This is a genomic window from Reichenbachiella carrageenanivorans, assembly GCF_025639805.1.
GTDB classification, from domain to species: domain Bacteria; phylum Bacteroidota; class Bacteroidia; order Cytophagales; family Cyclobacteriaceae; genus Reichenbachiella; species Reichenbachiella carrageenanivorans.
In genome coordinates this window covers 2,869,679-2,894,955 of record NZ_CP106735.1, presented here as the reverse complement: position 1 = coordinate 2,894,955, position 25,277 = coordinate 2,869,679, and the positions used below count along the sequence as shown (strand labels likewise).

The 25,277-nt window shown below is 42.7% G+C and carries 23 protein-coding genes and 1 tRNA gene; 12 read left to right on the top strand and 12 right to left on the bottom strand.

Annotated elements, in window-relative coordinates; genetic code table 11:
- Positions 1-102: 102 nt before the first annotated feature.
- The gene (locus N7E81_RS11440) at positions 103-1,590 is read left to right on the top strand and encodes a tetratricopeptide repeat protein (RefSeq protein WP_263049721.1); all 1,488 of its coding nucleotides are present in this window, start codon (positions 103-105) and stop codon (positions 1,588-1,590) included.
- A gap of 3 nt (positions 1,591-1,593) precedes the next feature.
- Here N7E81_RS11440 and N7E81_RS11435 read toward each other — a convergent pair whose 3' ends face one another.
- The 6 genes from N7E81_RS11435 to N7E81_RS11410 form a co-directional block, all read right to left on the bottom strand.
- Positions 1,594-2,163: a WD40/YVTN/BNR-like repeat-containing protein gene (locus tag N7E81_RS11435; RefSeq protein WP_263049720.1), complete on the bottom strand. Its 570-nt coding sequence runs from the start codon at positions 2,161-2,163 to the stop codon at positions 1,594-1,596.
- A gap of 120 nt (positions 2,164-2,283) precedes the next feature.
- On the bottom strand, positions 2,284-2,667 hold the full coding sequence (locus N7E81_RS11430) for a WD40/YVTN/BNR-like repeat-containing protein (protein WP_263049719.1): 384 nt from the start codon (positions 2,665-2,667) through the stop codon (positions 2,284-2,286).
- Positions 2,668-2,681: 14 nt separating this feature from the next.
- Complete coding sequence (locus N7E81_RS11425) at positions 2,682-2,954, bottom strand: MoaD/ThiS family protein (protein WP_263049718.1); 273 nt, start codon at positions 2,952-2,954, stop codon at positions 2,682-2,684.
- 104 nt (positions 2,955-3,058) lie between these two features.
- On the bottom strand, positions 3,059-3,493 hold the full coding sequence (locus N7E81_RS11420; protein ID WP_263049717.1) for a GNAT family N-acetyltransferase: 435 nt from the start codon (positions 3,491-3,493) through the stop codon (positions 3,059-3,061).
- Positions 3,494-3,497: 4 nt separating this feature from the next.
- Positions 3,498-5,894, bottom strand: coding sequence for a TonB-dependent receptor (locus N7E81_RS11415; RefSeq protein WP_263049716.1), 2,397 nt, complete (start codon positions 5,892-5,894; stop codon positions 3,498-3,500).
- A 38-nt stretch (positions 5,895-5,932) separates the two neighbouring features.
- The gene (locus N7E81_RS11410; RefSeq protein WP_263049715.1) at positions 5,933-6,895 is read right to left on the bottom strand and encodes an ROK family protein; all 963 of its coding nucleotides are present in this window, start codon (positions 6,893-6,895) and stop codon (positions 5,933-5,935) included.
- Between the two features lie 176 nt (positions 6,896-7,071).
- Here N7E81_RS11410 and N7E81_RS11405 point away from each other — a divergent pair, with 176 nt between their 5' ends.
- Positions 7,072-8,046: a YheT family hydrolase gene (locus tag N7E81_RS11405; RefSeq protein ID WP_263049714.1), complete on the top strand. Its 975-nt coding sequence runs from the start codon at positions 7,072-7,074 to the stop codon at positions 8,044-8,046.
- Here N7E81_RS11405 and N7E81_RS11400 read toward each other — a convergent pair.
- The 5 genes from N7E81_RS11400 to N7E81_RS11380 form a co-directional block, all read right to left on the bottom strand.
- Positions 8,043-9,095 (bottom strand): alkane 1-monooxygenase, encoded by a 1,053-nt coding sequence (locus tag N7E81_RS11400; protein ID WP_263049713.1) that lies wholly within the window; start codon positions 9,093-9,095, stop codon positions 8,043-8,045. The genes N7E81_RS11405 and N7E81_RS11400 overlap by 4 nt on opposite strands.
- 54 nt (positions 9,096-9,149) lie before the next feature.
- Positions 9,150-9,809 carry a porin family protein gene (locus N7E81_RS11395; RefSeq protein WP_263049712.1) on the bottom strand — a complete coding sequence of 220 codons (660 nt, stop codon included), beginning with the start codon at positions 9,807-9,809 and terminating at the stop codon, positions 9,150-9,152.
- Between the two features lie 104 nt (positions 9,810-9,913).
- Complete coding sequence (locus N7E81_RS11390; RefSeq protein ID WP_263049711.1) at positions 9,914-11,446, bottom strand: carbon-nitrogen hydrolase family protein; 1,533 nt, start codon at positions 11,444-11,446, stop codon at positions 9,914-9,916.
- Positions 11,447-11,553: 107 nt separating this feature from the next.
- Positions 11,554-12,288 carry an MbnP family protein gene (locus N7E81_RS11385; RefSeq protein WP_263049710.1) on the bottom strand — a complete coding sequence of 245 codons (735 nt, stop codon included), beginning with the start codon at positions 12,286-12,288 and terminating at the stop codon, positions 11,554-11,556.
- Entirely contained in the window at positions 12,257-13,360 is a 1,104-nt protein-coding gene (locus N7E81_RS11380; protein WP_263049709.1) for a cytochrome-c peroxidase, read from the bottom strand. Before N7E81_RS11380 ends, N7E81_RS11385 begins: the two co-directional genes overlap by 32 nt.
- A 151-nt stretch (positions 13,361-13,511) precedes the next feature.
- Between N7E81_RS11380 and N7E81_RS11375 the strand changes: the two genes are divergently transcribed.
- The 10 genes from N7E81_RS11375 to N7E81_RS11330 all read left to right on the top strand — a co-directional run bounded on the left by N7E81_RS11375 (position 13,512) and on the right by N7E81_RS11330 (position 24,669).
- Entirely contained in the window at positions 13,512-14,420 is a 909-nt protein-coding gene (locus N7E81_RS11375; RefSeq protein WP_263049708.1) for a cytochrome-c peroxidase, read from the top strand.
- A gap of 81 nt (positions 14,421-14,501) precedes the next feature.
- Positions 14,502-15,788, top strand: a complete 1,287-nt coding sequence (gene egtB, locus N7E81_RS11370) for an ergothioneine biosynthesis protein EgtB (protein ID WP_317624075.1) — start codon at positions 14,502-14,504, stop codon at positions 15,786-15,788.
- On the top strand, positions 15,781-16,755 hold the full coding sequence (gene egtD, locus N7E81_RS11365) for an L-histidine N(alpha)-methyltransferase (protein ID WP_263049707.1): 975 nt from the start codon (positions 15,781-15,783) through the stop codon (positions 16,753-16,755). Before egtB ends, egtD begins: the two co-directional genes overlap by 8 nt.
- A 94-nt stretch (positions 16,756-16,849) precedes the next feature.
- Positions 16,850-16,933 (top strand) — tRNA-Leu (locus N7E81_RS11360).
- 208 nt (positions 16,934-17,141) lie between these two features.
- On the top strand, positions 17,142-18,194 hold the full coding sequence (locus N7E81_RS11355; RefSeq protein ID WP_263049706.1) for a M42 family metallopeptidase: 1,053 nt from the start codon (positions 17,142-17,144) through the stop codon (positions 18,192-18,194).
- Complete coding sequence (locus N7E81_RS11350; RefSeq protein ID WP_263049705.1) at positions 18,191-18,772, top strand: DUF6624 domain-containing protein; 582 nt, start codon at positions 18,191-18,193, stop codon at positions 18,770-18,772. The genes N7E81_RS11355 and N7E81_RS11350 overlap by 4 nt, the downstream gene beginning before the upstream one ends.
- Positions 18,773-18,777: 5 nt before the next feature.
- Positions 18,778-20,274: a GH3 auxin-responsive promoter family protein gene (locus N7E81_RS11345; protein ID WP_263049704.1), complete on the top strand. Its 1,497-nt coding sequence runs from the start codon at positions 18,778-18,780 to the stop codon at positions 20,272-20,274.
- A 105-nt stretch (positions 20,275-20,379) separates the two neighbouring features.
- Positions 20,380-21,531 (top strand): 1-deoxy-D-xylulose-5-phosphate reductoisomerase, encoded by a 1,152-nt coding sequence (locus N7E81_RS11340; RefSeq protein ID WP_323131632.1) that lies wholly within the window; start codon positions 20,380-20,382, stop codon positions 21,529-21,531.
- Positions 21,531-22,850, top strand: a complete 1,320-nt coding sequence (rseP, locus tag N7E81_RS11335; RefSeq protein ID WP_263049703.1) for an RIP metalloprotease RseP — start codon at positions 21,531-21,533, stop codon at positions 22,848-22,850. The genes N7E81_RS11340 and rseP overlap by 1 nt, the downstream gene beginning before the upstream one ends.
- Positions 22,851-22,941: 91 nt before the next feature.
- Positions 22,942-24,669: a transglutaminase domain-containing protein gene (locus N7E81_RS11330; protein WP_263049702.1), complete on the top strand. Its 1,728-nt coding sequence runs from the start codon at positions 22,942-22,944 to the stop codon at positions 24,667-24,669.
- Here N7E81_RS11330 and N7E81_RS11325 read toward each other — a convergent pair.
- Positions 24,666-25,238, bottom strand: coding sequence for a hypothetical protein (locus tag N7E81_RS11325; RefSeq protein ID WP_263049701.1), 573 nt, complete (start codon positions 25,236-25,238; stop codon positions 24,666-24,668). The two genes, N7E81_RS11330 and N7E81_RS11325, sit on opposite strands and share 4 nt — an antisense overlap.
- Positions 25,239-25,277: the final 39 nt, after the last annotated feature.

The following is a 25,277-nucleotide window of genomic DNA, read 5'->3' as shown; positions in this document are numbered from 1 at the left end:
TAAATATTCGTTTTGTGTCGGGGTATAACGTTGACCTCAAAGATAAGACGGAATAATTTCGTTTTTGGTTGAATAGCAATTGATCCGTATATATTTTTATGCATGCGCCAACCCTTCATAATATTACTGAGCATATGGGCTCACTGGACTGTAGCACAATCACATAAAATAGACAGTCTAGAAAATATCGTATCTTCTTATACAGAAGAAGACACCATCAAGGTCAATCTATACAATCAGATTGCCTTTGAGACTATTAACACCAACCCTGACCTAGGCAGAAAGTATGCCATGCAAGGCTATGAGTTAGCCAAGAAAATTGGTTTCCAAAATGGCTATGCCCGCGGGCTAAACTTAGTGGGAAGTTCCTTTCTTGTTATTGGAGAATATGACACCGCCTTGGAGTTTTACCTCAAATCATTAGAAATATATGAACAAACACAATTTCAACATGGCATTTTCGTGACATACAACAACATAGGAGAGCTCTATGAGAAAAAAGGTCAGTTTGAAGAATCCTTGAGCTATAATAAGAAGTCTCTTGCGCTAAAAAAGAAATACCTCAAGGGGCGTCACCCCATCATATCGCATGTGAATCTAGGAAATGTTTATTGCAAACTCGGCCAACTCGACTCTGCATTGATACATTTCATTATAGCCGAAGACATGGCTAAAGAAGAAAATCACCCCAAAGCCATCGGCGCTGCACTCACTGGAATCGGTAGCTTATATGCCAGTCAAAAAAAATACCCCTTAGCTATTAACTACCTAAATCAAGCCAACCAAATTTGGGTTATACAAGAAGACTACGTAGGCATGTCTAAAGTAGCCCTAGAAAAAACCAAAATAGCCATGGCCAAAGGTGCCTTCAAACAGGCTAAAATAGAGGCAGAGAAAGCTGTAAGCTTTGCAGAAAAAGTAAGTGGACAAGATTTGGAATTGAAAGGCATGCAGCTGATGTATCAGATTGATTCTGCTCAGAATGACTACAAATCTGCCTTTGCCTCTATGCAAGTACTCGATCGACTAAAAAGTAAATTTTTCGACCTCGCTAAGGAACGGCAACTGCAGACGGTACAAGCCAAATTTGAATTTGAAGAAAGCAAAAAACTGCATGAAGAACTCCGAAAAGAAAAGGCTTTAAGTGAAGATATTGTCAAGTATCAGCGTACCATCATCGCTGGTATCGCTTTGATTCTATTATTGATCTCTATCATTGCTTTTCTATTTTATAATCAAGTAAAAAAACAAGCCCGACTCAACCGCCTTCTCAAAGAAAAAAACAAAGAAATCAAGGAAAAGGCACTTGAACTTGAAATTCTAAACAACAACTTGGAAGAAATGGTAGAAGAGCGCACCAATGTGATTCAAAAGAAAAATGTACGGCTGAAAGAGTATTCCTTTCTAAATGCACACATCGTCCGCGGCCCTCTCGCCAATATACTAGGCCTGACTAAACTACTACAAAAAGACGGTGACCCCATAGAAAAACAAGAAATGCTAAATCACCTCCGCTACTCTGCCAATAAGCTCGATGATGTACTCGCCGATATCAAAACAAGACTAGAAAAAGGGGAACAAATCAACTAACACCTAAGCCAGCTCTACCGAATAAATCATGGGCAGATAGGTAGAGAGTTGATGCCAATGTTCACCAAGATCATTGGTATAGAAGACATTGCCTGTGGTGGTTCCAAATACTAGGCTTTCTCCTGCTATAGCTAACCCATGCCGGTAGACAATATCAAAACAGTTCTCTTGTGGCAAACCATTTCTTTGCTCCACCCATGTTTTACCACCATCGTCTGTACGACACACCATAAGTGAGAGGCCTACGGCTACCCTGATTTCATCACTGATACCTGGCACTACCCATGCTTGGTCTGGATTATCGTGTTTTACCGCTACTGCAAATCCAAAATTGGCAGGCCCATCCTTTTGACTGACTTCTTTCCAATTCTTAGCACCATCAGTACTCACATAAATACCGCAATGGTTTTGCTGCCAAAGCACATCTGGATGAGACGGGCAGGCAACTACGATATGTGGATCTTGGCCAATTTCCGAATTTGGGTCGGGCAAAAAATCAGCGGTCATTCCCTGATTGGCTGATTGCCAAGTAGCTCCTGCATCGAAAGATTCGAATACACCTGCGCAGCTCACTGCTACAAAAAGATGATCCGTATTTCGTGGATCTACGATGATCGAATGAATGCCTGGATTGTCTCGACCTCCTCCAAACCATTGCTCTCGAGAAGGGTGATTCCATAGCGACTCGACCAGCTACCAGCTGTTGCCGTTGTCGGAAGACCGAAACAAAGCACCCGGATCTGTACCTAAGTACAATACCCCTGGTTTGTCAAGTCCTCCATGCGCAAAAGCCCAAAGGTATTTAACCGTAGCTGGCACTCCCGCTTTCATCTCCATACCTTCTGCAAACTTGGGTGCTTCCACTTCCTCCCAGGTCTCCCCTCTATCTTCACTACGGTGTAACTTGCACCCCCAGTGTCCATGATCCAAACAAGCCCACCATGTATGGGTCCGCTCATCAACCAAGGTCAACGAGACTGGTATACCTAAAAAATGTGTAGCCTGATGCTTCCACTCATCGCTTTCCTTGTGGTAAACGATCAATCCTTTGCGAGTTCCAAGTAGTAGATTTGCCATGTCGATTATTGAGTTTAGCCGCCAGATAAGGCTTGCATGATGTATATTTCGTCGTCAGGTTGCACAGGGTCACTAAGTTTCACCCTGTCGTGTATCAGTTCGTTTCCAATAAAAATATTAACGTGCTTTCGCAACTGTCCTTGCTCATCTACCACATAGTCCCTCAGTCCTTTGAACTGTCCTTCTAATTCTTCCAAAATCGAATGCAAATCCAAGGCATCTGAATGTACAGCTGTAAGCGTAGGATAAAAACGTTTAAGATTTGCTGTAAACTTGATGGTAGGCATAGGCTATAGTATAATAAAGCACAAACGTAGCGGCAGTCTCCCTGCTTATTACTCAATTTACTAAAAGCTAAATAAAATTCTAAAAATCAACTAACTGAAATGTCTTACCCCAGACTCATATGCAACAACGGGTATGGTGCTCCCTGACCATCGAATGGAGATCGCCCTACGATCTGAAATCCCATATATGCATAAAAACCTACGGCCTGCTGGTTTTGCTCATTCACATCCACTTTCGTGCAATGTAACACCTCAACGGCATAAAGTAATAATGCCTTTCCTACTCCTTTACCTCTGGCTTCAGGGTGAATAAATAACATTTCGATAGCTGTGTCACAAACACCCAGAAAACCTAAAACCTCATTGCCTTGCTTGACACCAAACAACTGTACCGCATCAAAATATTGCTCCAAAATCAGTGGCTTCAATTCTGAAACCCTAGACACAGGCAAAAAATCATGAGTCGCTCTGACAGAAGCTTCCCACACCTCGATGAGAGCGGGATAAGCTGTATGAGTTAATGAACTAATGACATGCATAGGTTTAAAATGTATATCTCGCGCTAATGACCCCATTGATCCCTGCTGCACTAATTCCCGATGAGTAAGGGCGGTAATGTTTGTCCAATATGTTCTCGAGCGCCGCTGTTATCTGCAATTCATTACTAACTTGAAAAGCCGATCGGATATTGAGTGTGTACCATGCTAAAGCCCCATCTGTAGTATACAGATAAGCCTTTGCTTGCTCACTAGGTGCAAGCTCGTTCCAAGTTCGTTTGCCTTGGAAATCTGTATAACCTTCTAGCGTCAACTTTTTTGAGCGATAACTCAACGACACATGGCCAAACAACGGATTGGTATGTCGAAGTGGTGTATCGTTGATTTGATCCTCTCCATCGTTGTTACTTATTCTACTCATGAATACGAAATGTCTAGAGAGCTTTGCAGACAAGCCTAACGAATAACCCCAAATATACGCTTCTCCTACATTGACCAAGGCTTCCACGTCACTCGGCACCCCATCGTAAACAATAGTAGATTGTCCGTTGAAAGTGAATGGGCTACGCACCAATGCATCCCTCCACTGGGTATAGTACAAAGTCCCATCCAACGTCACGCGATTGGCTAATGCCCAGTAAATACCTGTCTCATAATTAAAAGTATATTCGGGTGAAAGATTTTCATTGGGCACGACTACGCTTCCTGGCTCTGAGTCAAACACTTTACCCACATCGTCTACATTGGGTGATCTAAATCCTGTAGAAAAAAGGAGATTCCATCGCAAGTTTTTGACAGGACTAATCACCGCCCCCAGAGATCCGCTGAGTGCATCATTATTCAATTCGATCTCATCGTAAGGAAAATCAAAAAACGATCGGTCATCAAACGCAGACTTCAAATGCACATACGTATATCTAAGTCCTGCCGTAAACATCACCTCTTCGTTTAACCGTGTCTTGAAGTTTGCATAGGTCGCTGCCGACGCATAGACACTCCCTCCGTCGGGATAGCGGGTGCTCGTAGGAGAAACTAAATGGGTATTTATATCGGTTTTTTGCCCCTCAGAAGATACCCCATTAAGTAATAGCTCCGCTCCATAATACAACTCACTACGTGAGGATATTTTTTTGTCCAAGTCCACGTTGAGCGCATACACGCCTACCTGCTCCGTCCGCGATCTCAGACTACTCGCCTGATACTTCCGGTCATGACGGCTCTCTTCTACGTGCTGACTAGAGAGTATGATTTTGATTCCATCATAAAAGGCATTCGAACTATAATTAGCAAATGTGAGCGCATTCAACAAAAATTGTTGAGGGCCATAATACCACTCTGCACTTTCCAGTACTCCTTGATCATCGCGTTCGATCAGACGATCATATCGAGGAATATTTGAAGACGATGTGTAATACAACATATAGGTCAGTGAAGATTCATTAGAAAGCCTATAGCTCAGTTTGTTCATTATATTATACTGGTGATAACCCGAAAACCGCTGTTTATTCACATCTCCATTAGGAATAATCCTATCCTGTCCATTTATTCTTTTTATATATTCGAATCGTTTTCCATAATCTGGAAATTTTGAAGTCCGGTTGCTTCCCTCTCGCAGGTCATCATACTCGCTGAATGTGACTCCGAAGGTATTGCTCCATTTTTTGTTTTGAATATTGAGATGAAAATGGCCTGTTCGCTCTAGGTTAGCCAAAGAAAATCGCATCATACCAGTCCCGTGTGACTCAAATGACTTGTCATCTGTAAAACTCGGTCTCAAGGTATGAAAATCCATGACTCCTCCCAAAGCATCGCTACCATACATGGACGACCCTGGACCAAAAATCACTTCTGACTCCGACAACAGGTTTGGGTCTAACATGATTACATTCTGAAGATTGCCTCCTCTATAGATTGCATTGTTAATCCGAATCCCATCCATCATAATGAGTACGGCATTAGCCGAAAAGCCGCGAATCATAGGGCTACCTCCCCCCATCTGACTTTTCTGGATAAAGACCTGCCCCGACTGACCTAGCATATCAGCAGATGTCTGAGGGTTGTTGCGTGCAATTTGCTTGGCAGAAATACTCAGAATTTCATTAGGTACCTCTGAGCGATCTTGCTCCCACTTACTGGCCGAAACCACCACTTCATCTATTTCTAAAAATGGCTCACTTAGATAGACTATCGTGTCTGTACTGACATCAAAAACTAGAACAGAAGAATAAGATGGATGGCTAATGATCATTCGCTCGCTAGCAGTACCTCCTAGGTAGACCTGACCAAATTCATCAGTTGTTACTATTTTATTAGAATTTTGAAAGAGGACACTCGCTTGCTTAATGGGTGCTTGAGTAAGTTCGTCTTTGATCGAAAGCAGCTGTGAATGGGCAGAATAAACTAGGCAAAAAAGTATGACAAACAGGGACAGTTTAAAATTCATGGATAGACAATATTTTCTGATCCAATAACATAATTGCACTAGGCAATTACCTTATCCTTATCAATCTCTTCCCACCCCAAAGCCGCAGCACCAAGTACGGCAGCATTGCGATCCATAAGAGAAGAAGGCACAAGTTTTACTGATTTCTTGAAAGGTTTAAACATGAATTTCTCCATGTAGTAAGTAGCAGGGTCCATCAAATAGTCGCCAGCATTAACCAGCCCTCCAAACAAGAAAATAGCCTCTGGGCTAGAGTGCACTACAGTATCTGCAAGTTTTTGTCCAAATATCTGACCTGTATATTCAAATGCTTTAATCGCTATATAATCATGATCTTTGGCTGCATTAGTGATCATTTCGGCAGACATGGCATTGTAGCTCACATCTCTTAGCACACTGGGTCGTGTATAGTCAGCCATCATTTTAAACACCGTCTTTTTGATACCAGTAGCAGACACATAAGTCTCTAAGCAACCTCGTCGACCGCAACCACAATATCTCCCGTCTGGATTGACACTAACATGTCCTATTTCGCCAGCGAAACCACTATGCCCGTAGACTACTTTTCCATCGACCACTAGTCCACTGCCCAAGCCTGTCCCTAAGGTAAAAACAACAAAGTTCTTCATACCCTGAGCACCTCCAAATTTCATTTCACCCATCGCTGCCGCATTGGCATCGTTGGTCAGTACTGCTGGCAAGCCTAATAGGTCTTCTATGAGTTTTTTCAACGGGACATCATCTCCCCATACAATATTAGCTGCTTGCTTGATGGTACCATCAAAATAATTGGCATTAGGGGCACCTATACCCACCCCTTTCACGGATTTTCCTTCTAGTTTTGGAAGCACATGTTTTTTTAGTTCTTTCAAGAAAATCTCTATTTTCTCATGTGCATGTGTGGCAAATGCACCCTCATTGACCACATTTCCTTTTCTGTCTACAAGACCATATTTTGTATTGGTGCCTCCAATGTCTATCCCTAGAATATAATCCGTCATATTTTCTCCCTTTAAACCCTCAAAAATATAGCATGATGGTTTGAGAAAGCGCAATTACAATTACTTTTTTACGTAGAAGCACGTAGAAAAAAACAATCCTTTTCTAACCTCATAGCTATGACTCCAAATTTTATAAGAAATAGCTTGGCAACTTTATATAAATTGTGAGGAGAAATATGCCACTAATCGTTTATTCATCTTACCAATCGTCTTGGGACTTCGTTAAAAATGGTCACCTGCAAACCATTATTCCTAGTTTGTTTAGAAAAATAAAGGGGGTCAATTACACAAGGGAAAGAATCAATACAACTGATGGCGATTTCTTAGATCTTGATTGGATAAAGTCGGGCTACGAACGACTCGTTATTATCTCACATGGACTAGAGGGCAACTCAGATAGGCACTACATAAAAAGCTGCGCCAGACACTTCAACCAATACGGTTATGACGTACTGGCATGGAATTATCGCTCGTGCAGTGGCGAAATGAACCGAAACCTAAGACTCTATCATCACGGCGACACAGAAGATCTAGAACAAGTCATCACACATGCGATAGATACGAGAAAATACAAAAAAATAGTACTTGTAGGATTCTCTATGGGGGGTAGCACCACCCTGAAATACTTGGGTGAAAATGGACCCAACGTCCCAAAGCACATCGTAGCAGCAGCTACCTTCTCTGTACCTTGCAATCTATGGGACAGTGCTCACCAACTCACCTTCAGAGAAAACTGGTTTTTCAAACAACGGTTTTTAAAAAAAATGATCAAGAAGGTAAAACTCAAACACGAGCAATACCCCGATGCTATCGACCTTACCGACATAGACAAAATTGTATCCTTTGGACAGTTCGACGAAAGATACACCGCTCCCCTGCATGGCTTCAGAAATAGCAGGCACTTTTATCGCACGGTCACCTCAGACCTGCACTACACCAGCATCCGCATACCTGCCTTGATCGTAAATGCCAAAAACGACCCCATGCTTGGAGAAAAATGCTATCCCTATACCACCTGCAAACATCATGACTTCTTATACTTAGAGACTCCTAGAGTAGGCGGCCATGTAGGCTTTTTCTCCCTTGGCGATAAAAAATCATGGATGGACGAACGGGCACTGGAGTTTGTAGAGAAGTATGCTAAACTCTAACCTTCTACTCGCTGAATATTGGCTATCTGCTCATGCATTATCTTAAACCAAAGCGGTGGCACCAAAGACAATAGCATCATGCCTGGATAGCCCGTAGGCATCTGAGGGCTGGCTTCATGATGTCGCAATATTTGATATTTGCGACTAGCCATATAGTGATGATCCGAATGCCTAGACAATTCGAATAAAAACAATCGACCTAAGGTGTGATTAGAGTTCCAGGAGTGCCATGGCTGCACCCGTTCATACTGTCCTGATTTTTTCAATGACCTGCTCAAACCATAATGCTCAATATAATTGACAGTCTCTAGCTGAAGAATACCAATCAATGCCGCAACGACAAAACACAAAACCGATAGCCAGCCAAATGCTGCATATATGGTTGCAACAAACACCAATTGGACGGTTTGAAATCTAAGCATTTCGTTTTGAAAGGAAAATACAGGCTGTCCTTGATTTTGCAACCGAGACGCCTCAAGTCTCCACGCAGACCTATACCCCATCACAATCGAACGCACCCAAAAGGCAAACACCCATTCGCCTCTACGTGCCGAAGAAGGGTCGTCGTGTGTTGATACATTTTTATGATGTCCTCTATTGTGTTCGATATTAAAGTGCATATACAAGGAGCTAAGTAGTAGAGCTTTCGCCAAAAAACGCTCAAACTTACTCTTGCGATGCCCCAACTCATGAGCTACATTGATACCCAATGCACCACAAGTAATCCCCATAGACAACACTCTCCCAATCAGTTCTACATTTGTGCTTCCTTCTCTTCCGATTACCGACACAAAATAATATAGCAACGCAAATTGAACAGGCACGACCAAATAGAGTAAATAGTCGTACACAGGATCTTGGGCAACAAGTTCCTCTTCCGCTTCTATCAGATTATCCTGATTTGCAGCAAACAAAAATTCGAAAAGTGGTAATAACACATAGACCAGTAGTACCGTAGCAAATGTCCACCAACCAGAGGCTTGTATTGAAATATAAGCTACCAGAGGGATAATAAAGGCAATAGAATACTTGAGAAACCGGGTATTCATGGTTGTTTTATTTTGGGTATCACCCATAAATATAACCTGCAAGCAGGAAGAATCCTACAACTCTCCAAAGGAGAACATATAGCCAACTGAGAAGCCAACAACCATACTTTTAGACGTATTGGGCACGCCACTGCTGAGTGTGGTTGGATCGAACATATCGCTCAAACTATAGGTAAAACTGCTTTCGAAAAGCAAAGTGCCAAAATTGAAATCATAAAAAGCACCTACTCCTCCTCTAAAACCATAACTGATTTTATTGTCACGAGACTCATCGTAAACATAAAAGTTGTCTGCTGCAGATGTGGCACTTTGAGTTGAACTCACAAGGTAGCCCACATAACACCCCCCATTGGCAAAGATGTGCAAACGATCCTTACCTGTATGGATATTCACAAGCAATGGCAATTCCACATAATCCAGCTCTGTCACGAGATCTGGCTGATCATCAAATTCCTGCCTCCACCCTTTTTGTGTATAAAGCAGCTCCGCTTGTAGTCCCACATGATTTCTCAGGTAGTTCATCGCAATAATCCCACCTTGATAACCACCCTCCATCTTGGGCTCGATATCTGAGCCATATAAAGAGTGAAAGAAATAAGCTGTGGATAGATTGTATCCGCTTTTCACCCCTACATAGGTTTTGCGCTGGGCATCTGCCTGACTAATCAGACCTAGACTAAGGAGCAATAACAAACAAAGAGTTGCTTTTTTCATGGAATTCGATCGAACCGCTAAATTATGAAATTGGTTCGTATTTGTAGAAGGGATAAAAAAATAGTCCTGAATTTTAGGACTATTTTTTTATTAGGATGGCCAATTTACTTCTTCACTTTTCTCTTTTTCAAATCAAAAATATCCTTTCTTCTGTTGCGTAAGTTCTGTACGCTACCAAACTGATTCAACTCTCGAAGTAAGTCAATATCTACATCAGCGATCAAGATCATCTCAGTATTGGGTGTGGCCTCAGCCTTGATGCCATTGGCTGGAAAAGCAAAATCACAAGGTGTAAACACCATAGACTGAGCAAACTGAATATCCATATTATGCACCTTGGGCAAGTTGCCCACACTGCCAGCGATTGCTACATAGCATTCATTTTCTATCGCTCGTGCTTGTGAGCAATTGCGCACCCGAGAGTAGCCGTTTTGTGTGTCCGTCAGAAACGGCACAAACAAAATATCCATCCCTTCGTCCGCGAGCAATCTACTCAACTCTGGAAACTCCGAATCGTAACAAATCAGCACTCCAATTTTGCCACAATCTGTATCGAAGGCCTGTATCTCATGTCCGCCTTGCATACCCCACACCTTGGACTCATCAGGTGTCACGTGGATTTTTTCGTAGCGCTCAGTCGTGCCATCTCTTCTACAGAGATACCCTACATTATAAAGCAGGTCGTCTTTGATTTCGGGCATACTACCCGTAATGATATTGATGTTATAAGAAATCGCCAGTTCAGAAAATCGCTTCGCTATTTCTTCCGTATGCTTTGCCAATTCGCGAATCGCGTCGGGTTCAGACATATGATTGTTTTCTGCCATTAGTGGGGCATTAAAAAACTCTGGAAACAATGCAAAATCACTTCGATAACCAGATACTGCATCTACGAAATACTCCGCCTGCTGCATCAGTTCTTCAAGGTCTTTGTAGAGTCGCATCTGCCACTGCACCAGCCCCAACCGTACTATTTTCTTCTTAGTTTCCGCTTTTTTGGTTGGCTTTTGATAATAAATATTATCCCACTCTAGCAGCACAGCATATTCGCTAGATGCCTCATCGCCTTCCAAATATCCAGTGAGTACCTTAGAAGGGTGAAAATCATTGGAAATCTGAAAGTTGAGTACGGGATCGTCTATTTCTTTCCTTTTCACCCGCTCTATATATTCTTTTGGAGAAATCTCCTCTGCAAATTTGTGATAATTAGGAATACGCCCTCCGAAGGCGATCATCCGCAAATTCATCCGTTCACAAAGTTCCTTACGGTAATCGTACAGCCTCCGCCCCAATCGCAACCCTCGAAACTCAGACTTGATGAAAACATCTATTCCATACAGAACGTCCCCATCTTCATCATGAGTATCAAATGTATAATTACCTGTGATTTCTTTGTAGGTATGATGCTCGTCAAACTGGTTGTATTTGACAATAATCGACAACGCACATCCTGCCAACTGACCATTGACTTTGATCACAATCTGACCATCTCGAAATTTGTCTATGAGCGACTTGATTTGTTCGAGTTTCCAATAGGAATCTGGCATAGTGCCATAAGCCTCGATCATCGCTTTTTTCAACTCTTTGTAATCCCCCAGAGTCAAATAGGTCAACTCTATATTTTCTATTGCTTCCATCACTTATTATACTTTATCTCGCTCGTATGAGAACGGAAATAAAGCTAGCGGAATTTGTGTGGAAGTAGGAATGAAACGCTTGGATTTATTTCCTCCTGAGTAGAAGATCACTTCAAGCTGATCAATGTATTTTTGTAATTTTGAGCCACTTCATCTCCTCTATCGTCATTCATAAACACAGTACCCTGCGTATAATCTACCGTACCTATTGGCGCCAAGCCATCTACAACGAAATGAATCGTCTCTGCCTGAGATAGAGACCGTGGTGCTTCAAGTGTCCAAGTTTGTACAAAGTAATTTTTATCTGTACCAATGTGCATTTTAATCTCTTTACCCAGTTCATCTGCTTCTGGGAAATATCGTCCCTCAAGCAGCAAAAACTTGTAACCAGTATTCCAATCCCAAGCCATACCATTGGAAGGGTCTAAATCACCCACTTGATCGATAGACCCATTAGCAGTGGCATCCACCCCGACCCCCATCTGTACGGCTACAATGGGGACATTTGCAGGCACGCCGTCAAGTGTAAATGAGACTGTGCTGTTTTCAACATCGAAACTGAGCAGGTGGTAACTTTCTGACTCGGTATAGAGCACTTGCTCATTTTCTCCCATCAAATGTACCTGACTCAAATAAATCTTAATTCGCTCAAATGACATTTCCTGACCTGCTTCGGTCTGGTATTTTTGGGTTTCAAAATCCATCGTCTCCCCATGAGCCACTACCTGAAAGGTAAGAGTTAGTGATTGTGTCTCTGTCGCCTCGTCGCTCGAACAGGCCGAAAGCCAAAATACAAGTATCAGCGAAAGGCTAAGGCTTGAAAGGGTCTGAAAAATCTTCATTGTGTATAAAATTATTGTCAGTTAAGGTCTGTAAAAATACAATAATCGCCTCCTTTTCTTCTTGAGTAAGCCCCAATTTTACAGGCAACTCCTGTGTCGGATTGTTGGTAGCCTCCACGATGAGCGCATCCAGTGTAGGGCTGGTTTGTATGCCTTCATTGTAGTGATCAAGCACTTCTTCCAAGGTAGAAAATCTACCATCGTGCATGTAGGGTGCTGTCAGGGCAATATTTCTCAAGCTTGGCGCCTTGAATTTCCCTTGATCCACCGCCTTGCCTGTCACAGCCATCAAACCCGCTTCTAACTCCTTCTCCCCAGTCAATCCATTGTTGTGAAAGCCATTAAACCCTTGCCGATCTCCTGAAGTCAGGATGGGCACATGGCAATCCCCACAATTACCTCCACGCAACCCTATACTCGGCACTGGATGCGTAAAAAACAAATCCATACCTAATTTTTCCTGCGGAGTAAATGCTTCTGCACCTAGCAAGTAACGATCATACTTGGAGTCTGCCGAAATCAGCGTTCTCATAAATTGCCCTAGAGCTTTGGCTATCAAACCTGCAGTAATTGCTTCTGTCTCGAAAGCAGCAAAAAAAGATTGGCGATAACTTTCCTTTTCCATCAATCGTTCTACAGCTTCATCCAACGTCAAATCCATCTCAATATGATCAGCGATAGGCTGCAAAGCCTGTTCTTCGAGTGTACTCGCCCGACCATCCCAAAAAAATTTGGTCTGCCAAAGAAGATTGACCAAAGACATGGCATGACGTGTCGTCAGCTCACCATCTACACCCTGACTAAACTGAGTCCCATCAGTAAATGCGTGCGCTTGCTGATGACAAGACCCACAAGAAATGGTACTATTTCTAGACAGCTGTTTTTCATAAAAAAGCTGTCTTCCCAGCGCAATGCCCTCTACTGTGAGTGGGTTATCTACAGGTAGGTCATAATTGTCATTAAACAATGGTGGAGGCTCTAGCACATATGGTGTAGGCACCTTGATTTGCGTGTCCTCTGTACAAGACCACAGGCCAATCCCCATCAAAAACATACTCACCCTCAATTTCATCGTTTACACTACAGTGAAAAACACTATTTCTACTAACTTGATCTTCGTTCAAATAAAACACATCAAACTGAAAACACTCCTTACTATACCTATTTTTATTGCGCTACTCTGGAGCTGTAATACTAACTCAATTTCTGAAACAAAATTACACTTGAGTTATCCCTCTTATTTCCCAGCACCGATTGCTACTCCACAAAGGAATGAGCTAACAACAACTGGTGTTGCTTTGGGGCAGCGGCTTTTTTTCGACAGCAGTCTTTCGCCCGATGGCAAAATAGCTTGCGCTTCTTGTCATCAGCAAGCGCACGCATTTACAGACGGGCAGGCCTTCAGTAGGGGACACAGTGGCAAAGCTTTGAAAAGAAATACCCCAGCATTAATCAACTTGGCATGGTCTGAAAGCTTTTTTTGGGACGGTGGTGTCAAAAACCTAGAATCGCTTGCTTTTGCGGCCCTAATGAGTCCTGACGAAATGGGTGCCGACCTACCTACACTGACTCAGAGGCTCAATCGTGATACTATCTATCGGCCAGCCTTCAAACAAGCGTTCGGCATAGATTCCATCTCTTCTGCCTTTGTGAGTCGCGCTATTGCGCAATACCTGCGCACACTGATTTCGGCAGATTCCAAATATGACCTTGTGCAAAAAGGAACGGCATCGTACGATTCTCTCGAATCTCAAGGCCAATTAGTTTTTAAAAAAAACTGTGCAGCTTGCCATACCCCTCCATTGTTTACGAACCATCAGTTCCATCATAATGGCATCAGCCAAACCTATGATTCTAAAGATTTATACCTTTCTACAGGCAGGTTTAGAATCACTAAAGACTCTTCTGATCTGGGCAAATACAAAACACCTACTCTTCGTCATTTATCCCTTACCGCACCCTACATGCACGACGGCAGATTTTCCACCATAGAAAAGGTGATTGATCATTATCAAAATTTAGATCGCACGAACCAAAACCAAGATTCTCTTGTTAGGTTGATTGAATTTGATGATATAGAAAAAAAAGCCCTATTGGCATTCTTAAAAACACTTGACGACAAGCCTTTATAGGTTAACAACCAAGTCAAAAAATCAACTTTGATTACATAAGTGCGTAAGAAGCTTTAAATTTAATTAACCAAAACTCAAAGCATTATCTCAACGGTTACCTACTCCAAGCCCCCAGATTCATCCCTTTCCTATTTCAAGGAAAAATATCAACGGGTGCGAAATCAATCCCTTCGTCTCTGCGCTCCTTTAGAAAAAGAAGACATGGTAGTGCAACCGGTCGTGGATGTGAGTCCTCCCAAATGGCATTTGGGACACACCACATGGTTTTTCGAAAAAATGATCTTGGAAACGCATGCTAAAAACTATCAGGTCTATCACCCAGAGTTCAATTTCGTATTCAATAGCTACTACGAATCGATCGGCAAACGAGTACTCCGTACCGATCGAGGCAATCTAACCAGACCCACTACAGAAGAGATCTATAAGTATAGAGCCTATGTGGATGAACAAATGCTGGCGTTTTTAAATACTACAACCGACCTAAATCCCGAGATCGCCAACCTACTCGAACTAGGACTCCAGCACGAACAACAGCACCAAGAGCTTTTGGTCTACGACATCAAATACATTCTAGGCAATAACCCACTCTTTCCCGCCTACACACCAAAAGAAACGATCCCAACTACCGAAAGTCGACCGCTTGTTTTTTTGCCCATCTCAGCTGGCAACTACACCATTGGGCACCAGCAAGAGGGCTTTTGTTTCGACAATGAACTAGGTGTACATCAAGTGTACTTACACGACTATGAGGTCGGCGATCGGCTGATTACCAATGGGGAATATCTCGAATTTATAGAAGCTGGAGGGTATCAAGATTTCAGACATTGGTACATGGAAGGCTGGGCTTGGGTGCAAGAAAACAAAGAAACTGCTCCTATGCACTGGCACCAGATCGACAACGAATGGCATCAGTACACTTTTTTTGGCTTGCAGAAGCTAAATCTACACGAACCTGTGACGCACGTCAGCCATTACGAAGCAGCCGCTTTTGCGCAATGGAAGGGTATGAGACTACCTACCGAATTTGAATGGGAAGTAGCCTGCCGTACACATGAAGCAACTATACACCCTGAAGCAAACTTTATTGAAAACGCAGCTCTCAGCACTTTAGGTGCAACAGAAGGTCATTACCAATTTTATGGCGACGTATGGGAATGGACCAACTCGGCCTATCTACCCTACCCATTTTTCAAAACAAAAGAGGGAGCTATAGGAGAATACAATGGAAAATTTATGATCAATCAAATGGTACTCAAAGGTGGCTCATTCGCCACACCAAAGGATCATGTTCGGTCATCGTACAGAAATTTTTTTCACCCACAATTAAAATGGCATTTTACTGGAATACGCCTAGCAAAACATGTTTGAAACGATCGAAAAAGATATAATCAAAAACAAGCAATTCTTAACAGATGTCCACAAAGGCCTGTCTGATGAACCTAAACACCTCTCATCAAAATACTTTTACGATAAAAAAGGAGATGAACTTTTTCAGCAAATCATGCATATGGAAGAGTATTATTTGACCAATGCTGAGCTGGATATTTTTCAAACTCACAAATGTGAAATTGCCCAACTTTTTGCGCCCAACAAGGAGCCGTTTAATCTTATTGAGTTTGGAGCTGGCGATGGCATGAAAACAAAAGTACTCCTCAAAGAACTACTGGATCATGAGATCCCATTCGACTATGTGCCTATCGACATTTCACAAAATGCATTGGATCAGCTAAATCAATCCCTGACCAAAGAAATGCCTGCACTGTCTTTTAAAGGCATACAAGGTGACTACTTTGAAGTGCTGAACCTCTTGAAAGAAGGCAACAACAAACGAAATGTGGTGCTATTTCTAGGCTCCAACATCGGCAACTTCACCAATGAAGAAGCGTTGTCCTTTACTTCTGAGATTTCTGACAAACTAAATACAGGCGATTTACTACTCATAGGTGTAGATCTAAAAAAAGAACCACGTAAAATCCTTCTTGCCTACAATGATCCCGCAGGTATCACTGCATCGTTCAACTACAACTTACTCCACAGAATCAACCGTGAGCTAGGAGCAAATTTCGACGTAGCACAGTTTGAACACCATGCCACCTACGACCCCGTGACTGGCGAATGTAAAAGCGCCCTCCTTAGCAAAATAGAACAAGACGTCACTATCGAAAAAAACACGTTTCATTTCGCAAAATGGGAGCCCATTCACACCGAAATCTCAAGAAAATATGCTTTGAAACAATTACACCAACTGGCTAAAAAATCAGGGTTCATTATCAAAAAAGATCTATTTGATACCCATCGGTATTTTGTGGATTCTATCTGGGAGATTAAAAAATAAATACTTTTAAAATTAGAAATGAGATTGTGATGATTTTTCAACATTCCTTCTATTTTTGCAATCCCAAATTATTTGGGCTCATCACAATATAAATGCGCACGTGGTGAAATTGGTAGACACGCCAGCTTGAGGGGCTGGTGAGCTCACGCTCGTGGAAGTTCGAATCTTCTCGTGCGCACATTTTCAACAAATCATATCATACGTCTTTTCATATTCGTAAAATCAGAATATCTAAACGGCAAACTTTCATAACAAAAGTTGTTCTATACTAAAGTTATTCAATCGCAACACTACTGGTACTGGTCTTCAGTAGCAAAATAGCTTCAAAACAAAGTCCAAAGTAGTGGAAAAAAGAATCGAGTCTTAATTCAAAATAAAAGTATCAAATGCCACTAAATATCCCCCTCTTAAAAAACATATGTGAAATCGCAGGTGCTCCTGGGTTCGAATCCAGAATCAGAAACCTAGTGATAGAAGAAGTAAAAAACCATGTAGACGAGTACCACATCGACAACATGGGAAACCTCATTACCATCAAGCGAGGGTCGACAAAAGCACCAAAAAAAGTAATGCTTGCTGCTCACATGGACGAAATCGGTTTCATCGTCAGCCACATAGACGACCTAGGATTTCTTCGTTTTCAAACCCTTGGAGGATTCGATCCTAAAACTTTTACAGCACAGCGAGTGGTCGTACATGGCAAAAAGGACATTATCGGTGTGATGAGCAGCAAACCCATACATGTAATGTCTCCTGCCGAAAGAGAAAAACCAGCGAAGAAAGAGGACTACTTCATCGACTTGGGTATGCCCAAAGAAGAAGTAGAAAAAATCGTAGCTGTAGGGGATCCTGTAACCCGTGAACGAGATCTCATCGAAATGGGCAACTGTGTCAACTGTAAATCGATCGACAATCGGGTATCGGTTTTCATTCTGATCGAAGCTTTGAAACAATTGAAAAACAATGCACACGACGTATACGCCGTTTTTTCTGTACAAGAAGAAGTAGGTATCAGAGGAGCTAATGTAGCTGCACACAGCATCAATCCAGATTTTGGGATTGCACTAGACACCACCATCGCCTACGATCTCCCTGGTGCACAGCCACACGAGTACGTGACCGAATTAGGCAATGGCACTGCCATCAAAATACTAGACGCCATGACAATTTGCGATACACGCATGGTCAACTTCCTAAGAAAAACAGCCGACGATCATAAAATAAAATGGCAAAATGAAATCCTTGTAGCTGGAGGCACGGATACTTCGGGCATCCAGCAAAAAGGTAAAAACGGTGCCATATCTGGCGCCATATCTATACCCACCAGGCACCTACACCAAGTCATTGAGATGGCCGACAAAGACGATATTCAAGCGTCTATCGATCTGACCGTGGCTGCATTAGAAAACATTCATACTTATAATTGGGATTGGACTTGAAAAAACATTTGGTAGCCTGCTTAGTTCTTGTCTCTACGACAAGTTGGGCACAAGACTACAGCAGTCTTCGTGAAAAACTGGAACGATTTGTAGATCAAAGCATCGAAGTACGCGAAGCAGTAATGCCCACTGCCGAACGCTATGGTTTCGAATCATACCCTATGGATTCACTCAATCAATTGATCAACTTTCAAGATTCAATTCACCTCCAGTATGTCGTTAGCGTACTCACAGAACATGGCTGGCTGGGCCGCTCATTGATTGGCAAAAAGGCTAATATTTCGCTTTTTCTTGCCATTCAAAACTCTAACGACCAGTTTAGAGAAAAATACTATCCCTTGCTAGAAGCTTCCGCCAAAAGAGGAGAATCAAGCTTGTCGCAAATGGCAACAATGAAAGACCGAATATTAGTAAACAAAAAACAACCGCAGCGCTATGGTACACAATGGAATTATGTAGAAGACAAACCCGTCTTGTTTCCTTTGGAAGATGTAAATTCGGTGAATGAAAACAGAATCACAGTGGGGCTGGCTCCGCTCACTGATGAAGAACTCCAAACCGTACAAAGCAAATACTAATAAACATGGGCATCCGATCGATACTCAGTAAGCCATTCGCCAAATACATCATCAATCAACAAAACCAATGGGCAGCAAACCCAATACCCACTCAGGAGAAAATTCTCGCTAACATTACCCAAAAAGCGGCTCACACAGCCTTTGGTAAAGACCATAGGTTTAAAGATGTCGGTAACTATCAGGAATTCAAAGAAGCAGTGCCAGTAGGAGACTACGAAGCCTTACGCGCCTATGTGGACCGAGTCAAAACTGGCGAGCCTGACGTGCTTTGGCCAGGCTTACCCGCCTACTTTGCCAAAACCTCAGGCACTACCTCAGGCACCAAATACATCCCAATCACCAAAGACTCCATCCCTAATCACATCAACAGCGCTCGAAATGCACTACTAAACTACGTCTATCATTCTGGCAACAGTCAGTTTCTCGATGGCAACCTTATCTTTCTCTCTGGCAGCCCCATCATGACACAAACCAACGGCATACACACGGGACGTTTGTCAGGCATTGTCAACCATCACGTGCCAGGCTACCTGCGATCCAACCAAATGCCTAGCTACGAAACCAACTGCATTGAAGACTGGGAAGCCAAAGTAGACCAGATCGTACAAGAGACATACCAAGAAAACATGACACTGATCTCTGGGATTCCCCCTTGGGTGCAAATGTACTTCGACCGACTCACCGCCAAAACTGGCAAAGCCATCAAAGACCTCTTCCCCAACTTTTCGTTATTCGTATATGGCGGAGTCAACTTCGAGCCTTATAAAGCCAAGTTGTTTGAAAGCATCGGAAAAACCATTGATTCTGTAGAAACTTACCCCGCCTCCGAAGGTTTTATTGCCCATCAAGATACCTTGGATCAGGAAGGCCTCCTACTCCTACTTAACTCTGGGATCTTTTTCGAATTCATCCCTACGGATGAATATTTCGACGAGCAGCCCACCAGATTGAGTATCGGCGAAGTAAAAACAGGAGTCAACTATGCTTTGATTCTCAACAGCAATGCAGGCCTATGGGGCTACTCAATAGGCGACACGGTAAAGTTTGTCTCTACCTCACCTTATCGCTTGGTAGTCACTGGTAGGATCAAACATTTCATCTCTGCTTTTGGGGAGCATGTCATAGGGCAGGAAGTAGAAAAAGCCATAAAAGCAGCCGTACTAGAGCAGCCAGAAACAGAAATCACAGAGTTGACAGTAGCCCCACAGGTAACCCCAGACACAGGCCTGCCACGCCACCAATGGTTTGTCGAGTTTGGGCAACTACCCAAAGACTTCGAACGCTTTGCTAATACCATCGACCAAAATTTACGCAAGTTGAATGTTTACTATGATGACCTCATAGTAGGAAACATTCTCCAAAGACTGGAAATTGTGCCACTAAGAAAAGATGCCTTCATCCAATACATGAAATCCCAAGGCAAACTCGGTGGTCAAAATAAAGTACCGAGACTGTCTAATGATCGAAAGATTGCAGACCAATTGATTCGCCTCAAGTTATAACCTTTCCAAAGTTGATAACTTTGGAAAAGATCAGTCACAACCCACCTATTCTTTATAGTTTTGCAGCTGCTTTTTGAAATCAGGTAATCACCCAAAATTGAACATTTGAAAAAGAAAATATCCATACTTGGTTCTACAGGCTCGATCGGCACGCAAGCCCTGGAAGTGATCGAAGCCAATCCAGATCATTTCGAATTAGAAGCCATTACAGCTAATGAGAATGCGGATTTGCTCATCAAGCAGGCAGCCCAGTTCAAACCCAACCTAGTGGTGATTGCCAATGAAGACAAATATCAGAAAGTATTTGACGCACTTGACGCACTTGACATCAAAGTATATGCAGGCGAATCGGCAATTTGCCATGCCGCAGAACTAGAAGAGGTGGATGTCGTATTGACAGCCTTGGTTGGCTATGCGGGGCTAAAGCCTACGCTCCGAGCCATTGAGGCAGGCAAAGCCATTGCACTGGCCAACAAAGAAACGCTGGTGGTCGCTGGCGAACTCGTGACTACCCTAGCCAAAAAAAAGCGAGTCCCTATTTTGCCTGTAGACTCTGAACACTCAGCCATTTTCCAATGCCTAACTGGCGAATTCGCCAATCCTATAGAGAAAATCATTTTGACTGCTTCGGGCGGACCGTTCAGAGGAAAGAATCGTGATTTTTTAACGAAAGTAAAAAAAGAACAAGCACTCAAACACCCCAATTGGGAAATGGGAGCCAAAATCACCATCGACTCTGCCAGCTTGATGAACAAAGGCTTGGAAGTGATTGAAGCCAAATGGCTCTTCGATCTGACCAGCGAACAAATAGAGGTGGTGGTTCATCCGCAATCTATCATCCATTCTATGGTGCAGTTTGAAGATGGTTCTATCAAAGCACAAATGGGATTGCCAGACATGAAACTGCCAATCCAATATGCTCTAACTTACCCCAATCGACTAAAAACAGATTTCCCTAGGTTCAATTTTATGGATTACCCTGAATTGACTTTTGAAAAACCAGACCTAGAAACTTTCAAAAACCTTGCACTATCATACGAAGCCCTAAAAAAAGGTGGTAATCAACCTTGTATATTGAATGCAGCTAACGAAATTGCGGTATCAAAATTTTTAGAAGACCGTATCGGCTTCTTGGAGATGTCTGATGTGGTAGCATCCTGTCTAAATAAGATTCCGTATATCTCCGCACCTGGTTTTGATGATTATGTAGAGACTGATAAAGAAACGCGAATATTAGCAACTGAATTAATTAATTGATGGAAGGACTAATAATGACTGCCCAACTTTTGTTGGGATTATCCATTTTGGTGGGTGTGCACGAATTTGGGCATTTGATTGCCGCAAAAGCCTTCGGTATGAGGGTAGAAAAATATTCGATTGGCTTCCCGCCAAAAATCTGGGGATTTCAATACGGTGAAACCGAATACTCCTTTGGGGCGATACCATTAGGTGGATTTGTGAAAATCTCTGGGATGATAGACGAGTCTCTTGACACCGAAAGCATGTCTGCCGAGCCCGAAGATTGGGAATTTAGAGCCAAGCCAGCCTGGCAACGACTGATTGTGATGATGGGCGGCATCATCGTGAATGTCATTACGGGCATCATCATCTTTGTTTTCTTGGTCTACAGCAATGGCAACTCTTATATTCCTAAAGAAGAACTAAACAAGCACGGCATAGTTGCTTCTGAATTAGGGCAAGAAATAGGTCTCCAAACGGGCGATGTGATCCTAAAGGTAAATGGCAAAGACTACGACAGATTTACAGACTTGCTAAGTATGGATGTGCTATTTGCAGATCAGCCTACCTACCAAGTCAAACGTAACGACTCTATTTTCACACTAGCTTTCCCTGATGGTTTTTTAAACAAACTGACAGATAAGAAATATAAGGACAGGTTCATTGATTTTAGATTTCCATACTATGTGGGAGATGTACTTTCAGGCACAGAAGCAGCCAAAGGAGGCCTACTCGCTGGTGATCAAATTCTAACGGTCAACAATAAACCAGCCATATACTTCGATCAATTGAAAGCCATCCTTACGGCCAACAAAGACAAAGATGTGGTGGTCACAGTAAAACGAGCAGACAACAGTTCAAAAACATTAACATTCCATGTGACTACAGATGGCACCATTGGCTTTCAGCCAAGCCCTCTGATCGACTATCAGCATGATGAATACTCCTTTGGAGAAGCTATTCCTATCGGCACTACTCAGGCGTTCAATGTGGTATGGGCCAACATCAAAGGCTTGGGAAAAATCTTCTCTGGGGATGTAGCGGTATCCAAATCGCTCAGCGGGCCAATTCGTATTGCACAAATGTTTGGAGGCACCTGGGACTGGAACAAGTTCTGGAACATGACAGGCTTGCTATCCATGGTATTGGCCTTTATGAACTTCTTGCCTATTCCTGCATTGGATGGCGGACACGTGGTATTTTTGACATACGAAATCGTATCTGGCAGAAAACCGTCTGATAAATTTTTAGAAAATGCACAAAAAGTAGGTATGATCATCCTGTTGAGCCTCATGGTCTTTGCCTTCTTCAACGATATTGTTCAGACGATTTTCTAAAGACAAAAAATGATAAAGGAAAGAGCGCTGAATATTTTCAGCGCTCTTTTTTTATTTATATTGTTCTAAAGATTGAAATCAACATTTTTCAATGAAGATACCTGCCCTAATACTTAGTTTTTTTTGCGTCTTTCACCTCTCCATAGGACAAACGCTCCAGTACCAAATAGAAATAGACCATCACAGAACAGGCGCTTTCCGTCAAAGCACTGAACATAGCGGCTACACACATACCTTCTCCTCTCTCGACCTTGAAATCCTCACGCTCGACGATACCCTCTCCTACCATACCCAAACACACTTCGTGGAATCAGACGCAGGCCTTCTCTCCTCCATCTCTTGGACACAGTTTTTCAGAGACACTTTACGTTTTGATGTGACCTTCCTACACGACTCTTTGTCTTTCGTGTCTCCTGACGGCCTCCTCACTCAACAAGCGACTTGGCCCAACCTGATAGGGCCTGACAAAATCAAGTGCATGAGCACCGTTCTACTCGACTCCATTGGGGCTTCTTTCTGTTATCATACCTACTCCACCGAGCTGAATCAGCCAATCAAGGTCACGCGTGAACTAATTGACTTTAGCATCGAAAAAGCGCAGAAATACTGGCTAGTAAAAGAGACCATCAATGATACCAAAACGACACTTCAAAAATACGACAAACAATTTCGCTTAATAGAAGCTCGCTCTCCCTCCCCTTTCGGAGAAATAAAGATGACACTTGTCAGCAATCCCTCATTTGCTCAATTTTTCAACACGACCACCTTCACCCCCCATCAGTTGCGATCCAATGTGCGACTGCCAGACCCCAAGCGTATACAAAAGATCCGCGTAGACGTCCAAGGCCTTGACAGTATCAATTACTCCTCAGCATTCTACCCCAATCAGAGCATTTCCAAAGCCGACAGCAGCTGGTACAGGATCAGCATCCGACAGACCTCACAGCCTGTACTAGACGTCGACACGGCATACCTCACATCTACCGCATTTCTTTGGTCACATGGCCAAGCAAAAGCCCTCGTCGATTCACTCACCGTCGACTCGCTGAGCAGGTCACAAAACCTCAAGCGTCTTGTCCACTACGCACGCACGAATGATTATCCGCATTTGGCTCTCATTGCGCTTACCCAAGCATTAGGTATTCCGGCACGGTTGGTCTACGGGTACGCTTATGCGCAATGGTTTTGGACAGCAAAAACATGGGTAGAGCTGGTCATCGATGACAACTGGAAGAGCTACGACCTAACAAGTGATACCCCACTAAATCCCGCATTACAAATCGTATTGTACAGAAGCCAACCAGGGCAAAATATCCATCAGGCTTATTTAGAAAGCATGCCTAAGCTCAAGGACATACAAGTCCAAAATTTTCTCCTCGGCGATAAGAAATACGCTGTATCTCATCAAATCCTTCCATTCTACTACGAAAATCCAGTGTATGAAAATGAGGGGTTGGGACTACGGTTCAACATACCAGATGGGTTTAGTATCACTGCAGATGGCACCGATAGGCCTTCGCCAGTCTTCTTAGCACTAACCAATGAGTACGACGAAAAAATTACCTTCTCTCAAGAACTAGCGACTTCCAAGTCTCAATGCGAAGCTGAAGCCAAAGCAAAAATCTCAACCTACCTAGAAGCACCAGAGGTACCGTTGAATTATGATAAAAAACTAAAAAGATGGTATGGGTTTTCGAAACAGCGTGGAGCCATGGCAATACTACAAGGCAGCAGTTTTATTTTTGTACGCATAATGCACCAAGACCCCGATTTTATGATGCTCATACTCACTCGAAAAAACTTACACATCAAGTATTAGCAATTGTAGGTCAGCAGTGTCTGCATATAGTCTTTCAAATCAAACATTAGTCGCTCGTTATCTTCATTTCTGAATTTTAGCGTAAGCAATTCTTCTCTATCTCCTCGTGCCATATAAGCCGAAATGGTATAGTAAAATTCTTTATTCGAATCTGAAAAGGCATTGGCATCAGCGTATCTATCTTGCACTTCGAGTTTCATTTCTTTCACTTCCGTGAAAAGGTACGCTCTGGAAAAACCAGCTCTAAACAGAATGGTTTTGTGTTTTTTGTCAATGACCAGACTACGATAGGCTGCCGTGAGATAATTGAAGAACGGTGCAAATATCAAAATCAATCCCACAGCCATAACAAGCACCCCTGATCCAAGTACATTCTCAAATGAAATGACATAAACGCCAATAGCAAAAAATATAGCGCCCAACGACAAAAACAAGCCCAACACGCCCCATGATGCGAATACCTGTTTGCGAACCACAAAATGATCGCTGGTCTGAAAAACCGTGTAACCATTCTTGTCTAATAAATATATCAGGTCTGGAGACAATTTGAAATAGGATTGGTTTGACACAAGTTACCAAAAAATGAGTGTATTAAATTTCAGATTTTA

Coding starts and splice junctions, on each gene's coding strand:
- rseP (WP_263049703.1), top strand. CDS start 21,531: ATGGAAGGACTAATAATGACTGCCCAACTTTTGTTGGGATTATCCATT.
- N7E81_RS11385 (WP_263049710.1), bottom strand. CDS start 12,288: ATGAAGATTTTTCAGACCCTTTCAAGCCTTAGCCTTTCGCTGATACTT.
- N7E81_RS11440 (WP_263049721.1), top strand. CDS start 103: ATGCGCCAACCCTTCATAATATTACTGAGCATATGGGCTCACTGGACT.
- N7E81_RS11395 (WP_263049712.1), bottom strand. CDS start 9,809: ATGAAAAAAGCAACTCTTTGTTTGTTATTGCTCCTTAGTCTAGGTCTG.
- N7E81_RS11430 (WP_263049719.1), bottom strand. CDS start 2,667: ATGGCAAATCTACTACTTGGAACTCGCAAAGGATTGATCGTTTACCAC.
- N7E81_RS11380 (WP_263049709.1), bottom strand. CDS start 13,360: ATGAAATTGAGGGTGAGTATGTTTTTGATGGGGATTGGCCTGTGGTCT.
- N7E81_RS11390 (WP_263049711.1), bottom strand. CDS start 11,446: ATGGAAGCAATAGAAAATATAGAGTTGACCTATTTGACTCTGGGGGAT.
- egtD (WP_263049707.1), top strand. CDS start 15,781: ATGTTTGAAACGATCGAAAAAGATATAATCAAAAACAAGCAATTCTTA.
- N7E81_RS11425 (WP_263049718.1), bottom strand. CDS start 2,954: ATGCCTACCATCAAGTTTACAGCAAATCTTAAACGTTTTTATCCTACG.
- N7E81_RS11410 (WP_263049715.1), bottom strand. CDS start 6,895: ATGACGGATTATATTCTAGGGATAGACATTGGAGGCACCAATACAAAA.
- N7E81_RS11415 (WP_263049716.1), bottom strand. CDS start 5,894: ATGAATTTTAAACTGTCCCTGTTTGTCATACTTTTTTGCCTAGTTTAT.
- N7E81_RS11330 (WP_263049702.1), top strand. CDS start 22,942: ATGAAGATACCTGCCCTAATACTTAGTTTTTTTTGCGTCTTTCACCTC.
- N7E81_RS11355 (WP_263049706.1), top strand. CDS start 17,142: ATGCCACTAAATATCCCCCTCTTAAAAAACATATGTGAAATCGCAGGT.
- N7E81_RS11420 (WP_263049717.1), bottom strand. CDS start 3,493: ATGCATGTCATTAGTTCATTAACTCATACAGCTTATCCCGCTCTCATC.
- N7E81_RS11400 (WP_263049713.1), bottom strand. CDS start 9,095: ATGAATACCCGGTTTCTCAAGTATTCTATTGCCTTTATTATCCCTCTG.
- N7E81_RS11405 (WP_263049714.1), top strand. CDS start 7,072: ATGCCACTAATCGTTTATTCATCTTACCAATCGTCTTGGGACTTCGTT.
- N7E81_RS11345 (WP_263049704.1), top strand. CDS start 18,778: ATGGGCATCCGATCGATACTCAGTAAGCCATTCGCCAAATACATCATC.